At 64.2% G+C, this 13,893-nt stretch carries 11 protein-coding genes and 1 pseudogene; 4 read left to right on the top strand and 8 right to left on the bottom strand.

What is annotated here, in order from left to right; genetic code table 11:
* Positions 1 to 26 precede the first annotated feature (26 nt).
* Together A9513_RS10765 and A9513_RS10760 are read right to left on the bottom strand one after the other, a co-directional pair.
* Positions 27 to 2,663, bottom strand: coding sequence for a hypothetical protein (locus tag A9513_RS10765; protein ID WP_141678376.1), 2,637 nt, complete (start codon positions 2,661 to 2,663; stop codon positions 27 to 29).
* A gap of 124 nt (positions 2,664 to 2,787) precedes the next feature.
* Positions 2,788 to 3,030 carry a hypothetical protein gene (locus A9513_RS10760; RefSeq protein WP_065084730.1) on the bottom strand — a complete coding sequence of 81 codons (243 nt, stop codon included), beginning with the start codon at positions 3,028 to 3,030 and terminating at the stop codon, positions 2,788 to 2,790.
* Between the two features lie 197 nt (positions 3,031 to 3,227).
* Here A9513_RS10760 and A9513_RS10755 point away from each other — a divergent pair, with 197 nt between their 5' ends.
* The 3 genes from A9513_RS10755 (at position 3,228) to A9513_RS10745 (ending at position 6,021) form a co-directional block, all read left to right on the top strand.
* A complete protein-coding gene (locus tag A9513_RS10755) occupies positions 3,228 to 4,610 on the top strand; it encodes a substrate-binding domain-containing protein (protein WP_065084729.1) in 1,383 nt (460 codons plus the stop codon).
* A gap of 201 nt (positions 4,611 to 4,811) precedes the next feature.
* Positions 4,812 to 5,855, top strand: coding sequence for a TerC family protein (locus tag A9513_RS10750; protein WP_065084728.1), 1,044 nt, complete (start codon positions 4,812 to 4,814; stop codon positions 5,853 to 5,855).
* On the top strand, positions 5,821 to 6,021 hold the full coding sequence (locus A9513_RS10745) for a hypothetical protein (protein WP_037015017.1): 201 nt from the start codon (positions 5,821 to 5,823) through the stop codon (positions 6,019 to 6,021). The genes A9513_RS10750 and A9513_RS10745 overlap by 35 nt, the downstream gene beginning before the upstream one ends.
* Positions 6,022 to 6,226: 205 nt before the next feature.
* Here the strand turns inward: A9513_RS10745 and A9513_RS10740 are convergent, their stop codons facing one another.
* Positions 6,227 to 7,456, bottom strand: coding sequence for an acyl-CoA dehydrogenase (locus A9513_RS10740; RefSeq protein ID WP_024765513.1), 1,230 nt, complete (start codon positions 7,454 to 7,456; stop codon positions 6,227 to 6,229).
* 167 nt (positions 7,457 to 7,623) lie between these two features.
* Here A9513_RS10740 and A9513_RS10735 point away from each other — a divergent pair, with 167 nt between their 5' ends.
* Entirely contained in the window at positions 7,624 to 8,556 is a 933-nt protein-coding gene (locus A9513_RS10735; protein ID WP_024765514.1) for a LysR family transcriptional regulator, read from the top strand.
* Positions 8,557 to 8,695: 139 nt separating this feature from the next.
* On the opposite strand, the gene A9513_RS10730 is transcribed toward A9513_RS10735, so the two are convergent.
* The 5 genes and pseudogenes from A9513_RS10730 to A9513_RS10710 all read right to left on the bottom strand — a co-directional run.
* Complete coding sequence (locus A9513_RS10730; RefSeq protein WP_065084727.1) at positions 8,696 to 9,823, bottom strand: acyl-CoA dehydrogenase family protein; 1,128 nt, start codon at positions 9,821 to 9,823, stop codon at positions 8,696 to 8,698.
* 10 nt (positions 9,824 to 9,833) lie between these two features.
* Complete coding sequence (locus A9513_RS10725; RefSeq protein WP_089285774.1) at positions 9,834 to 11,024, bottom strand: acetyl-CoA C-acyltransferase; 1,191 nt, start codon at positions 11,022 to 11,024, stop codon at positions 9,834 to 9,836.
* Positions 11,025 to 11,032: 8 nt separating this feature from the next.
* Positions 11,033 to 11,803 carry a 3-hydroxyacyl-CoA dehydrogenase gene (locus A9513_RS10720; protein WP_054907902.1) on the bottom strand — a complete coding sequence of 257 codons (771 nt, stop codon included), beginning with the start codon at positions 11,801 to 11,803 and terminating at the stop codon, positions 11,033 to 11,035.
* A gap of 18 nt (positions 11,804 to 11,821) precedes the next feature.
* Positions 11,822 to 13,486, bottom strand: coding sequence for an acyl-CoA synthetase (locus tag A9513_RS10715; RefSeq protein ID WP_065084725.1), 1,665 nt, complete (start codon positions 13,484 to 13,486; stop codon positions 11,822 to 11,824).
* 197 nt (positions 13,487 to 13,683) lie between these two features.
* Positions 13,684 to 13,893 (bottom strand): annotated as a pseudogene (locus A9513_RS10710) (hypothetical protein); the annotation flags it as partial.

The following is a 13,893-nucleotide window of genomic DNA, read 5'->3' as shown; positions in this document are numbered from 1 at the left end:
GTTTTCCAACCTACCGGACTGCTCGGTTACTCGCTCACTGTCTTGGAAATGGCCGACAAGGTGCTGTTGAACTGCACCGTCTCGTTGAAACTCTTGACGATGGTGCTGAACTTATCCTTGGCGCTCTGCAACTGCTTGAGCCGCACCGCCAGTTCCTCGGTCTTGCGCTTGAGTGCGCTTTCAAGTTCATCCAATTCGCTCGCTCGGCCGCGCAGGCTGGCCGAGTGCTCATCGATGCGCTGCTGCTCCAGCTGGATAGACTCGGCACGTTTAAGAGTCGCCTTGTCGCGCATATCGACTGTCTGGGCCAGCTCCTTCAGTGCTTCGCTGCGTTCTGCCAGCAGGCGATTGTTCTCGGCGGCCATGCGATCCAGATTGGCCTTGGCCTCCTTGAGGTGGTTCTCGAGCTGCAGCAGACGCTCTTCCTTGTCACCCACCAGGCGCTCGCGCTCCTGCAACTGGGTGCTCCACTCCTCCAGCTCTTCCTGCAAACGGCCGGCGGCCTGCTTCTGCTGGGTCAGTCCCTGGGCCATCCCGGCAAGGGAGTTGAGGGTACTCTGGACGTCGGAGAGAACATCTTCCGGGTCCGCCTCGAGCTGAGGCACGTTCAGCACAGCCGACACTTCCTGCAACTCCACCGAGGTTACTGGGACAGCCGTTTCCCGCACATCGGCCTCAGGTAACTCATCGTGCACATGGGTCATTTCAGTTTCCTTCTGGATAAAGACTCCCTGAAGCACCGCTGCCTCAAGGTGGTTGTCAGCCAGTGGCTGGGGCTCGACTGCGGGAACTGCAGGGGCCACGCTCGACTGGGAAGTGGTCGCCGCCGCGACATCGATCGAGGTGGTAACGAGGAACTCCGACCCTGAGGACTCTTCGTCGTTGCCGCCGCACGGCAGGCTGTTTTTGCCGTCGTGATTGGTACTGGCTGCCTCCAGCATCGCCAGCGCGTCTTCAAGGCTCGCGATGATCGGCTCCAGGGCTACGTCGCTCTGAGCAGGGCCGCAGCCGGAAACGCCATGACTGGATTGCTCGTCCATTGCAGGCTGCACCATCAAGTGGTCGGATTGACCTGCCGAGGTCCGGTTCTCCTGGGGCAGGACGGCTTCCGTCAACGTGTCTTCTTCCGGCTCGAAATGCCCTAACGTCTCCGCTGCGACTCGCACTGTGGAAACCGCTTCGTCCAGCGACTGCAGATCCATTGCACCAACTCCGGCCGCCACTGCCGATTCGGGTGACGCCGCTGGCTCCACCATCGGGGTCGACAAAGGCTCGACAGCTGCAGCCCCCTCTTGAAGATCCGCCACCTTGGCACCATCCGGCTCAGGGAACTTCTCCACCTGCACAATTTCCTGCTCGACCAATGCCTGCTGTTCGGGCTCATCCGGGACATCGGCACCGGTCGCATCAACAACCGACAGCTCCGAAGACTCGATCGGAACCTGAACAGCCAACTCAGGCGCGAGGGGGGCGTCGTCGATAGGTTCATCAAGGTCGGCACCACCCGTCACATCATTCGACTGCCATTCGAGAGAGCGCTCGTCCACGGTGGACTCGTGGTGGGCAAAGGCCTCGGTGTGCGGACTCTCCAGCGGCTCCAGAATGTCCGGGGCGTCTGGCAGAGACTGGGCCAGCGATGCGTGTACTACGACCTCATCTGAGAAGATGCCGGGGGATATTTCGGTGTTTTGCCGATCCGGCTGCGCGGTCAATACGGACGTCGACGGAACAGGCTCTGCTTCGGCGGACTCGGGCGGTGTGCCGATTGGCTCGGCGCCTACTTCCCGCTCTGGCAGGAAAGGCCTGTCCGGCTCGATTAGTATCGACTCTTCGCGAACGGGCTGTTCCGAGGCATCTGCCACAATCCTCTCGACGCCCTCCACCGTCGCGGAAGCGGCTGACACCGAAGCCACCGTTGAATACATCGGCACCGACCCCGAAACTGGGGCGGTCTCATGGCCGGTAACAGCTGGCGATTCCACGGCTTGCAGCTCATCCGTCACAGTTCCACCGGAGCCATGCTGTTCAATTGGCTCCACGGCAGTGCCTTCCGCATGTTGCGTAGTCTCGCTGCTCACTTCATCTGCCGTGTCCGAGCTATTCACGGGATCCAGGAATTCCGCATCCAAAACATCCGATGACACGGCATCCATCGAGACTTGGCTGAGAACTGCATCGGCGTCACTGGGCAGGCCATCGAACCGCTCCCGATCACCGGTGGAGTCGGACATATCCTCGCTACCAACTATGGAAGCCTGCTCCTGCTCTCTCTTCAATCGCGACAAGCGGGCGAACTGTGCGAAATCCGGAATCATCTCCGAACTCCACTCGAAGGCCAGGTCTGCCAGTGCTGAACTGGCTTGCGGCGTCTCTACCGGCAGCGGAGCCTGATTCGCCGTCTCGCTTTGAGGACTGACTGCAGGCACGGCCCTACGCCGGTTCAACATCCCGGACCTTGCCAGCAGGTGCAACCATGAGTGCACTTGTTGCGTCGGCAGTCTGATCCCCTTGAAGGTCAGCTCCCGCGGATACAGCACACTCAAAGTGCGCCGGCGCCACGGGCGCCCCCAGTGATTGGCAGAGGCGTTGTGTACAGCCAGGGAAATCAGCTTGACAGGATGCTCGGGGCCGACCGGCGTTGGTGCACTACGGGGGTGAGTCATGATTAATGTCCGGCGGGGATGTTAAAACCGCGCAAGTTTCGCTTGGCCGGAAAACTGGCGTTATCAGGTAATCCTGATGAGCCTGAAGTATTTTCCCATCACCCTTCCTCTGGGTCTGCGTTGATCAACGGTAGCGAAAATCGTGCAATGGCTTCGATGCATAGCGGCCCCGCGGGTGGCGACGCAGCGCGCCAGCCAGGTCGAGCAGTGTCGTCAGGACAAACAGCGGGGCGACCAGCCACAGCGTCGCGAAGGCGTTCTCCACCATCGCTTCGGGTGCCACCACCAGGGTTGCAGCCATCAGCGTCACCAGCAGGATGAGCACCAGCTTCATCAGAAGCGACGAAAAGTCGAGAATCTCGTCCATTTTGCTCTCCGGCCTGCTCGCACAAGGTGATCTGTATAACCCCGCCCGCACGGAGTCGAAATCGGAAATCTCCGACAACCCGCCAGTCATATCCGAAGGCAGCGGCAGGCAGTCAGCAGCCCAGCGATGCGTCATATCGGTGCAATGATTCCGACTTAATCTGCCGCGCCAACGATGCCTCAAATGGAAGTTGACCCATGCAGTACAAGCCGAGCCCCAGCGACGCCCAACCCTGGCCCGTGACCATCGCCTGGCTCACCATCGCCTTCATCTGCTATGCGTTCCCCTGGTCGGCGTTCGCGGCTCTGCCTTCGTCCCGGGGCGGCGAGCCGGTACTGCGCATCCAGGGCTCCAACACCATCGGTGCGCACCTGCTGCCGGAGCTGGTGAAAGGCCTGCTGGTCAGCGAGGGCTACAGCGACGTCACTGCCAAGCCGGGCAAGGCGGAGAACGAACAGCGAATCATCGGTCGCACCCAGGACGGCAAGGAGGCCATCGTCGACCTGGCCGCCCACGGTTCCAGCACCGGCTTCCTCGCCCTGAAGGACAACAGTGCCGAGCTGGCAGCCGCCTCGCGCCCGATCAAGGACGCCGAAGTCGCAGGCCTCTCGGCATCGGGCAACCTGCGCAGCGCCAAGGCCGAACAGGTGATCGGCATCGATGGCCTGGCGATCATCGTCAATGCAGCCAACCCACTGGATGAACTGACCACCGATACGCTGGCGAAGATCTTTTCCGGCGAGGTGAAAACCTGGGAAGAGATTGGCGGGCGAGGTGGTGCCATTCGCCTGTATTCCCGCGACGACAACTCCGGCACCTTCGATACCTTCAAGGAGCTTGTCCTCGCGAGTCACGGCAAGGCGCTGGCCAGTGGCGTCCAGCGTTTCGAATCCAGCGACCAGTTGTCCGCCGAAGTGAGCAAGGACCCGCAGGGCATTGGCTTCGTCGGCCTGTCGTCCGTCCAGAATGCCAAGGCGCTGCGCATTGCCGACGGCGACTCCCAGGCCATGCCGCCATCGACAACGCTGATCGCCACCGAGGACTACCCACTGTCGCGCCGCCTGTTCCTCTACATGAAGCCCGAAGAGCCAAACCGCTGGGCCCGCGCCCTGCTGCAGTTCGCCCAGGGTGACAAGGGCCAGGCCCTGGTCAGCACCAGCGGCTTCGTCGGCCAGCGCGTACAGGCAGTGAAGATGGCACCGCGTGCCAGCATGCCGGAGAACTATCAGGCCCTGGCGCGAGACGCCGAGCGCCTGTCGGTGAACTTCCGTTTCCGCGAAGGCAGCGCAACCCTGGACAACAAGGCACAGCGCGATATCGACCGACTGCTCGCCTACCTGCAGCAGGCCGGCAAGATGAACAAGCAGGCCGTGCTGGTCGGTTTCGGCGATCCCAAGCAGGACCCGGCGCGCGCCGAACTGCTTTCCAAGCTGCGCGCCATGGCCGTGCGCCGTGAGCTGGCCAAGGAAGGCGTGATGTTCCGCGAGATCAGCGGGATGGGCGATGCCCTGCCGGTGGCAGCCAACAGCGACAATGACGGACGGGTGAGGAATCGCCGCGTCGAAGTCTGGGTCTACTGATCCCCCTGGCGATCAGCGTCTAGACTGTCTGAAGGAAGCTGACCGCCCGGTCTGGAAATACTGTAGGAACTTGTTACGTTCCTTCGCTTGTCTCTGCCAGGCGCTCTGCTATTTTCCCGCCAGTGACGCCGGGCCCCTCTGACGGTTGCCAACCGCCATGTCGGAGTCACTTTTCGACAACGACACTAAGGGAGGGGCCAAATGACAGCTCTGCACGCCTTTTTAACCGAACCATTCCTCGGAACCGCCACCTGGTTCTGGCTGGCCTTCCTGGCCATCGTGATTCTTCTCCTCGTACTCGACCTGGGCATCCTGCAACGCGATCACCACGAGATCGGCGTGCGCGAGAGCCTGATGCTCTCTGCCGGCTACTTCGCCTGCGGCCTGGCCTTCGGTGGCTGGGTCTGGTACGAGTTCGGCGCCACCAGCGCGGTGGAGTACTACACCGGCTTCCTCGTCGAACAGTCGCTATCGATGGACAACGTGTTCGTCATGGCGATGATCTTCGGCTTCTTCGGCATCCCTCGCCGTTACCAGCACCAGGTGCTGTTCTGGGGCATTCTCGGTGCCATCGTCATGCGCGCGCTGATGATTGGCCTGGGCGCCGCGCTGGTGAAGGAATTCGAGTGGATCATGTACGTATTCGGTGCCTTCCTGCTGTTCAGCGGCGTGAAGATGCTGTTCAGCAAACATGATGCCGAGCCGGACCTGGCCAACAACCCGGTGCTGAAGTTCCTGCGCAAGCGCATCCGCATGACCGACACCATTCACGAACACCACTTCTTCGTGAAGATGCCGGACGCCTCGGGCAAGCTGGTGCGCTACGCCACCCCGCTGTTCCTGGCGCTGATCCTGATCGAGCTGGCCGACCTGGTATTCGCCGTGGACAGCGTGCCGGCGATCTTCGCCATCACCCAGGATCCTTTCATCGTCTACACCTCGAACATCTTCGCCATCCTGGGCCTGCGCGCCCTGTACTTCTCGCTGGCGGCGATGATCCATCGATTCGTGTACCTCAAGTACGCCCTGGCGCTGGTCCTGGTGTTCATCGGCACGAAGATTTTCCTGCACGGATTCATCGGCAAGGTTCCCGCCGCACTGTCCCTTGGCGTAACCTTCGGCCTTTTGGCGGGTGGCATACTGCTATCCTTGCTCAAGACGCGCAGAACCGGCGAGGAACCGCTGGAAATCGTCAGCCAGGAGAGGATCCATGCAAGCGCTGGAGGTGAGGATCGAAGCCGTTGAGTTTCGCGGCAGGGCCTATTGGCAGGTCCGTCTCGGTCGTCGCGCGCTGCGATTTCCCCACGAGGCCGCTGCGCGGGCCTTCGCCGCCCAGTTGCACACGCGCCGGGAGTGGTTGCTGACGCAGCAGAGCCAGGCGGATGGGCCGGAGCCGTCACCGGAGCAGTGAATGAACAGGGCCAGCGCAAGCTGGCCTTGTTCTGTGTACCGTTGCACAACCGATATCCGACACCCTGCGCGGGACGCCCCACCGTCCGCGATGGTGTCCGGCACGATGCAGGCCAATCCCGGACGGAGTCCGCTTCTACGAAAAGCACCCTGTCCCGCCCAAGAAAAAGGCCCGCATCAGCGGGCTTTTTCATTGCAGGTTGCGATCAGTGACTGCTGCGCAGCGCGTCACGCGGTACGTACTTGCCGATCTCGTACTTGCCGATTGCCGCACGGTGCACCTCGTCCGGGCCGTCGGCCAGGCGCAGGGTACGCTGCATGGCGTACCAGTAGGCCAGGGGGAAGTCGTTGGAGACGCCGGCGCCGCCGTGCATCTGGATGGCGCGGTCGATCACCTGCAGGGCGACGTTGGGCGCGACGACCTTGATCTGGGCAATCTCGCTCTGGGCAAACTTGTTGCCAGCCTTGTCCATCATGTACGCGGCATTGAGGGTCAGCAGGCGGGCCTGGTTGATCTCGATGCGCGAGTTGGCGATGTGGTCGATATTGCCGCCCAGGCGCGCCAGCGGCTTGCCGAAGGCGGTACGGCTGACGGAGCGCTTGCACATCAGTTCCAGCGCGCGCTCGGCCATGCCGATGGAGCGCATGCAGTGGTGGATGCGGCCTGGGCCGAGGCGCCCCTGGGCGATCTCGAAGCCGCGGCCTTCGCCGAGCAGGACGTTCTCGTAGGGCACGCGGACGTTCTCGAACAGCACTTCGGCGTGGCCGTGCGGAGCGTCGTCGTAGCCGAATACAGGCAGCGGACGGAGAATCTTCACGCCGGGGGCGTCGGTGGGTACGAGGATCATCGAGTGTTGCTGGTGACGCGGTGCATCCGGATTGGTCAGGCCCATGAAGATCATGATCTTGCAGCGCGGGTCGCAGGCGCCGGAGGTCCACCACTTGCGGCCGTTGATGACCCACTCGTCACCATCGCGCACGGCGTTGGCCTGCATGTTGGTGGCGTCGGAAGAAGCAACGCCCGGCTCGGTCATGGCGAATGCGGAGCGGATCTCGCCGCGCAGCAGCGGCTCCAGCCAGGTGCGCTTGTGTTCTTCGGAGCCGTAGCGCACCAGCACTTCCATGTTACCGGTGTCGGGAGCTGCGCAGTTGAAGGGTTCGGAGCCGATCAGCGAGCGGCCCATGATCTCGGCCAGCGGTGCGTATTCCATGTTGGTCAGGCCAGCGCCCAGCTCGGACTCGGGCAGGAACAGGTTCCACAGGCCTTCGGCTTTCGCCTTGACCTTGAGGTCTTCCATGATTTGCGTGGGCTGCCAGCGGTCACCCTGGGCCACTTGCTCCTCGAACACCTTTTCGGCGGGATAGACGTTGGCTTCCATGAACGCGGTGAGGCGCTCACGCAGGTCCTGAACCTTGGCGGAATAAGCGAAATCCATGGGGGCTAACCTTCTGGCGGCGGTTGTTTGTGTGGTGATGATGCTAGAACAGCCAAGGGCATTTACCCAGCCTATTATCCGAATCAATGAACATTCATAACCCGTATGGACCTGAGCGTCGGTTCGGGTATGATCGGGCCAAAACAATGACAAGCGGAGCCCCGGTAATGAACCTCAGCAAGGTCGATCTGAACCTGTTCATCGTCTTCGACGCGATCTACACCGAAGCCAACCTGACCCGCGCCGGACAGATCGTCGGCATTACCCAGCCCGCCGTCTCCAACGCCCTCGCCCGCCTGCGCGAAACCTTCAACGACCCGCTGTTCGTGCGCACCGCGCAGGGCATGGTGCCCACGCCCATGGCGCAGAACATCATCGGCCCGGTACGCAACGCGCTGCAGCTGCTGCGTGTGTCGGTACAGGAAAGCCGCACCTTCACCCCGACCCAGGCGAACAAGACCTACCGCATCAGCATGACCGACCTCACCGAGGCCATCGTCCTGCCGCCTCTGTTCCAGCGCCTGCGCCGCCAGGCGCCGAACGTGCACATCGAGAGCTTCCTCTCCAAGCGCCGCGAAACCACCAAGGAACTGGCCGCCGGCCGCCTGGACTTCGCCGTCGACGCGCCGCTGAACACCGACCCGCAGGTACGCCACGTCAAGCTGATGGAAGACCGCTACGTCTGCGCCATGCGCCAGGGCCATGCGCTGGCCAAGGACAAGGTAACGCTGGAGGAATACCTGTCGGTGGCGCACATCCAGATTTCCAGCCGCCGCAGCGGCTTGGGCTACGTCGACCTGTCGCTGGGCAAGATGGGCCTGCAGCGCAAGATCGCCCTGCGTTCGCAGCACTACCTGATGGCCTCCACCGTGGTACAGCAGACCGACATGGTGGTCACCGTGCCCGAGCGCTTTGCCCGCCACCACGGCCTGCACTTCGTCGACCTGCCGGTGAATGACGTGCCGAAGCTGGAAACCCACCTGTACTGGCACGAGAGCACCGACCAGGACCCGGCCAACCGCTGGATGCGCGAGCAGATCATCGAGCTGTGCCAGCAGGTGACGGCGCGCGAAGCGCGCGAGGCGGCGGAGCGCGCCTGATGCCTGGAGCGATCCCATTGATGGGTATCGCTTCGCTCCCCGCCATAAGCGAAGGCGTCATGCTCGACAAGCCACCTGCAGACCCCGCCCTGCCGAAGTGCCTGTCCAACGAACAGGCCGGGGTCTGCCGGCGAACCCTTTACAAGCTGCGCGCGATCACCAGTCGCTGCACATCGCTGGTGCCTTCATAGATCTGGCACACGCGCACGTCACGGTAGATGCGTTCCACCGGGTAGTCCTGCAGATAGCCGTAACCGCCCAGGGTCTGGATCGCCGCGGAGCACACCCGCTCGGCCATTTCCGAGGCGAACAGCTTGGCCATGGAGGCTTCGGTCAGGCACGGCAGGCCGGCTTCGCGCAGGCTGGCCGCGTGGTGAACCATCTGCCGGGCCACGGCGATCTCGGTAGCCATATCGCTCAAGCGGAAAGCCACGGCCTGGTGCTGGATGATCGGTTTGCCGAAGGTTTCGCGCTCGTGGGCGTAGTCGCGGGCGTACTCGAACGCGGCGCGGGCCATGCCGACAGCTTGCGAAGCGATACCGATGCGCCCGCCTTCCAGGTTTGCCAGGGCGATGGCGTAGCCCTGCCCCTCTTCGCCCAGCCTGTAGCTCGCAGGAATACGCATGTCGTCGAAGGCGATTTGGCAGGTGTCCGAGGCGTGCTGGCCGAGCTTGTCCTCGACGCGTACCACGCGATAGCCAGGCGTTTCGGTCGGCACGATGAAGGCGCTGATGCCTTTCTTGCCTGCCGCCGCATCGGTCACTGCGAAGACGATCACTACACCAGCATGGCTGCCGGAGGTGATGAACTGCTTGCTGCCGTTCAGCACGTAATGGTCGCCGTCCCGGCGTGCGCGGGTTTTCAGGAAGCTGGCGTCGGAGCCGGCCTGCGGCTCGGTCAGGGCAAAGGCGCCGATCATCTCGCCACGGGCCAGGGGCACGAGGAACTGGCGCTTCTGCTCGTCGTTGCCGAACTTGGCGATGGGCATGCAGCCCACCGAATTGTGCACGCTCATGATGGTCGAGCAGGCGCCGTCGCCGGCGGCGATCTCTTCCAGCGCCATGGCGTAGGCCAGGTGGCCGGTCTGCGCGCCGCCCCACTGCTCCGCCACCAGCATGCCGAGGAAGCCGAGGTCGGCCATTTCCTTGATGGCCTCGGCCGGGAAACGGTGCTCGCGGTCCCAGTCGGCGGCAAAGGGTTTCAGCCGCTCCTGGGCGAACTGGCGGGCAACGTCACGGATCTGGAGGTCTTCTTCGCTGGGAATCATGGCTCGCTCCTTAGGCCAGGCGCTCGACCGCGATGGCCGTGGCTTCGCCGCCACCGATGCACACCGAGGCCACGCCGCGCTTGAGGTCGTACTGCTTGAGCGCCGACAGCAGGGTCACGATCACCCGCGCGCCGGAAGCACCGATGGGATGACCGAGGGCGCAGGCGCCACCGTGGACGTTGAGCTTGTCATGGGGAATAACCAGGTCGCGCATGGCGGCCATGGCGACGACGGCGAAGGCTTCGTTGACCTCGAACAGATCGACGTCGCCGATCGCCCAGCCGGTGCGTTGCATCAGGCGCTCAACCGCGCCCACCGGGGCAGTCGGGAACAGGTTCGGCGCATCGGCGTAGGACGAATGGCCACGGATCGCCGCCAGCGGGGTCAAACCGCGCTTCTCGGCTTCGGACAGGCGCATCAGCACCAGTGCGGCGGCGCCGTCGGAGATGGAGCTGGCATTGGCCGCCGTCACGGTGCCGCCTTCGCGGAAGGCCGGCTTCAGGCTCGGAATCTTGTCCAGCTTCGCCTTCGGCGGCTGCTCGTCTTCACTGATGGCACGCAGTTCCTTGCCAGCCTTCACAGTGACCGCGACGATCTCGTCCTTGAAGCGGCCTTCGCTCATGGCCTTCTGCGCGCGGCTCAGCGAGGTGATGGCGTAGTCATCCTGCTGCTCACGGGTGAAGCCGTATTTCTCGGCGCAGTCCTCGGCGAAGGTGCCCATCAGGCGGCCCTTGTCGTAGGCGTCCTCGAGGCCGTCGAGGAACATGTGGTCAAGCACCTTGCCGTGGCCCATGCGGTAGCCGCTGCGGGCGCGCTCCAACAGATACGGTGCGTTGGACATGCTCTCCATGCCACCAGCCAAGGCGACGCGGGCGCTACCTGCGAGGATGGCGTCGTGGGCCATCATCGCGGCTTTCATGCCCGAGCCGCACATCTTGTTCACCGTGGAGCACGGCGTGCCACGCGCCAGCCCCGCACCCAGCACCGCCTGGCGCGCGGGCGCCTGGCCCTGGCCGGCGGCGAGCACGCAGCCGAGTACGGCTTCATCCACTTCTTCGGCACCCAGACGGGCGCGCTCGACGGCCGCACGGATCGCGGCTGCGCCGAGGGTGGCGGCGGTGACATCCTTGAAGTCGCCGAGGAAGCCGCCCATGGGGGTACGGGTGGCGCTGACGATGACGATGGGATCGTTCATGGCAATTCTCCTGCTTACTTCGCGGCCATGCGGATGGCGCCGTCGAGGCGGATCACTTCGCCGTTGAGCATGCTGTTCTCGATGATGTGGCGGGCCAGCGCGGCGTACTCGTCGGGACGACCGAGGCGCGGCGGGAACGGCACGCTGGCGCCGAGGGAGTCCCGGACTTCCTGGGGCATGGCGGCCATCATCGGCGTCTCGAAGATGCCGGGGGCGATGGTCATCACGCGGATGCCCGAGCGCGCCAGTTCGCGGGCGATCGGCAGGGTCATGCCAACCACGGCGCTCTTGGAGGCGGAATACGCGGCCTGGCCGATCTGCCCGTCGAAGGCCGCCACCGAGGCGGTGTTGATGATGATGCCGCGCTCGCCGCCGGCGTCCGGCTGGTTCTGCGCCATGGCTTCGGCGGCCAGGCGCAGCATGTTGAAGGTGCCGATCAGGTTGATGTTGATGGTGCGGGCGAAGCTTTCCAGCCCATGCACGCCATTGCGGCCGATGACTTTTTCCGCCGGGGCCACACCCGCGCAGTTGGCCAGCCCATGCAGCGCGCCGAAAGCATCCAGCGCAAGCTGCACGGCAGCCTTGCCGTCCGCCTCGCTGCACACGTCGGTGCGGATGAAGCGCGCATTGGCTTCGCCCAGTTCGGCGGCCTGGGCCGCACCGGCTTCGGCGTTGATATCGGCCAGCACCACCTTGGCGCCGGCGCTCACCAGCAGCTTCGCGGTGGCCGCACCGAGGCCGGAACCGCCGCCGGTGATGAGGAATACCTTGTTCTGGATCTGCATGAAGTTTCTCCGCTGGACTTAGTGAGCCGCCGCTTTCTCGGCCGCTTCGCGTTGCTTGGCGATCTCCTGGTTGCGCAGGAGGAAGCGCTGGATCTTGCCGCTGGGCGTCTTGGGCAGTTCGTCGACGAACTCCACTTCCCGCGGGTAGCTGTGCGCCGACAGTCGCTTGCGCACGTACTGTTGTAGTTCCTCGGCCAGCTCCGCGCCCGGCCGGTAGGACGAGCAGAGCACCACGAAGGCCTTGACCAGTTCGGTACGCTCCGGGTCCGGCTTGCCGATCACCGCCGCCTCGATCACCGCCGGGTGCTCGATCAGCGCGCTCTCCACGTCGAACGGGCCGACGCGGTAGCCGGAGGTGGTGATCAGATCATCGGCGCGGCCGACGAAGCTGATGCTGCCGTCGGCGTTCAGCTCCACGGTGTCGCCGCTGAGGTAGTAGTCGCCAACGAAGGATTTGGTTTCCATGTCCTGGTAACCGGCGAACCACATCATCGGCGAGCGCTTGCGGTCCATGGCCAGCACGCCGGGCTGGCCGGCGGGCAGCTCGTTGCCCTGCTCGTCCAGCACCACCACGCGGTGGCCGGGGATGGAGAAGCCGGCAGCGCCCAGGTGCACCGGGTGTTCCAGCTCGTGGTGATTGGCCAGCACCATGCCCAGCTCGGTCTGGCCGTAGTGGTCGTGGATGGTCACGCCCAGCTCGCTGGCGAACCAGCGGATGACTTCCGGCGTCAGCGGCTCGCCGGCGCTGCTCACGGCACGCAGGCGGCCCTTGAGCGGTTTGGACGCTGCCTCGCCAGCCGCGATCAGCAGACGGTAGGCGGTGGGCGAGCCAGCCAGGTTGGTGATGCCGTACTGGCGCACGATGCGGCAAGTGCTCTCCACCGTGAACGCGCCTTCGTAGAAGGTGATCGGGTGCCCCATGGCCAGCGGCCCGGTGAGGCCATAGTAGAGGCCGTAGGCCCAGCCCGGATCGGCGAGGTTCCAGAACGAATCCTCCTCGCGAAGCCCGACCGCATCGCGCATGTAGCCGACGAAGGCGACGATGGCCTTCAATGGCACGGCGAGCGGCTTGGCCAGCCCGGTGGTGCCGGAGGTGAACATCAGCAGGAAGGGATCTTCGCCGCTGCGCAGGACAGGTTCGAAGTCCGGCGAGTGTCGTTCCAGTTCGGCCCAGAAGCTGTAGTCGCCATGACGAATACCCTGCCCCTTCGGCCCGCCGACGGTGACCCGCGTGGGGGCGTCGGGGACCTCGTCGAGCTTGCCGCGGTTGGCGCCGTCGGTGACCACCACCTTGCTGCCGGCGAGCTTGACACGGTGCTCGATGGCCTTGGGTCCGAAGGCGGTGAACAGCGGCTGGTAGACCGCGCCGAGGCGCCAGGTACCGAGTACGGCGATCAGCAACTCCGGGGTACGCGGCAGCATGCCGGAGACGCAGTCGCCGGGGCGCACGCCGAGGCTGTACAGGAAGCTGGCGAAGCGGCCGGAAAGTTCTTTCAGCTGGGTGAAGGTGTAGCTGGCGCTGTCACCGTCCTTGCCCTCCCAGAACAGCGCGACGCGGCCGGGAATGGCGTGGCGGTCGCAGCATTCGACACAGGCGTTGAGGGCATCGAGGTTGCCGGCCAGGACGGCGTCGGCGGCGGCGAAGTAGTCGAACTCGGCCGTGGCGGCGGTATGGGAACGCATCGCGGAACTCCTGGGTTTGTTCTTGTGTGGAGTCCCCTGATGTTCCCGCTGCACTGGCGCGCGGGCAATGTCGAAAGCCGCCAATCTGGATGAGCGGATTGGACAGCCCGGCGAGCGCTTTTGTTGGGTGGATAACGCGCCAGCGTTATCCGCCGCTGGCTGAGCGGCCTACCTTCCTTAGATGGCAGGCCCGGAACTCAAACCCTGAACTGATCCATCAACCCCTGCTGGTGATTCGCCAACTTGTTCAGCGACTGGCTCACCTGCGCCGACTCCTGCGCCTGGCTCGACAGCGATTCGGTGACGTCACGGATGCCTGCCACGTTGCGGTTGATCTCCTCGGCCACGGCGCTCTGCTCCTCGGCGGCGCTGGCGATCTGCAGGTTCATGTCGGTGATCACGCTGAC

Source organism: Pseudomonas sp. AU12215 (genome assembly GCF_001675465.2).
Taxonomy (GTDB): Bacteria; Pseudomonadota; Gammaproteobacteria; order Pseudomonadales; family Pseudomonadaceae; genus Pseudomonas; species Pseudomonas nitroreducens.
Note: the sequence above shows the minus strand (reverse complement) of the source record. Positions and strands in the feature narration are given on the sequence as shown.

What these genes read in the sequence shown, in the direction of transcription:
- A9513_RS10735 (WP_024765514.1), top strand. Translation starts at nt 7,624, where the DNA reads ATGAACCTCAGCAAGGTCGATCTGAACCTGTTCATCGTCTTCGACGCG.
- A9513_RS10765 (WP_141678376.1), bottom strand. Translation starts at nt 2,663, where the DNA reads ATGACTCACCCCCGTAGTGCACCAACGCCGGTCGGCCCCGAGCATCCT.
- A9513_RS10720 (WP_054907902.1), bottom strand. Translation starts at nt 11,803, where the DNA reads ATGCAGATCCAGAACAAGGTATTCCTCATCACCGGCGGCGGTTCCGGC.
- A9513_RS10740 (WP_024765513.1), bottom strand. Translation starts at nt 7,456, where the DNA reads ATGGATTTCGCTTATTCCGCCAAGGTTCAGGACCTGCGTGAGCGCCTC.
- A9513_RS10760 (WP_065084730.1), bottom strand. Translation starts at nt 3,030, where the DNA reads ATGGACGAGATTCTCGACTTTTCGTCGCTTCTGATGAAGCTGGTGCTC.
- A9513_RS10745 (WP_037015017.1), top strand. Translation starts at nt 5,821, where the DNA reads ATGCAAGCGCTGGAGGTGAGGATCGAAGCCGTTGAGTTTCGCGGCAGG.
- A9513_RS10715 (WP_065084725.1), bottom strand. Translation starts at nt 13,486, where the DNA reads ATGCGTTCCCATACCGCCGCCACGGCCGAGTTCGACTACTTCGCCGCC.
- A9513_RS10750 (WP_065084728.1), top strand. Translation starts at nt 4,812, where the DNA reads ATGACAGCTCTGCACGCCTTTTTAACCGAACCATTCCTCGGAACCGCC.
- A9513_RS10730 (WP_065084727.1), bottom strand. Translation starts at nt 9,823, where the DNA reads ATGATTCCCAGCGAAGAAGACCTCCAGATCCGTGACGTTGCCCGCCAG.
- A9513_RS10755 (WP_065084729.1), top strand. Translation starts at nt 3,228, where the DNA reads ATGCAGTACAAGCCGAGCCCCAGCGACGCCCAACCCTGGCCCGTGACC.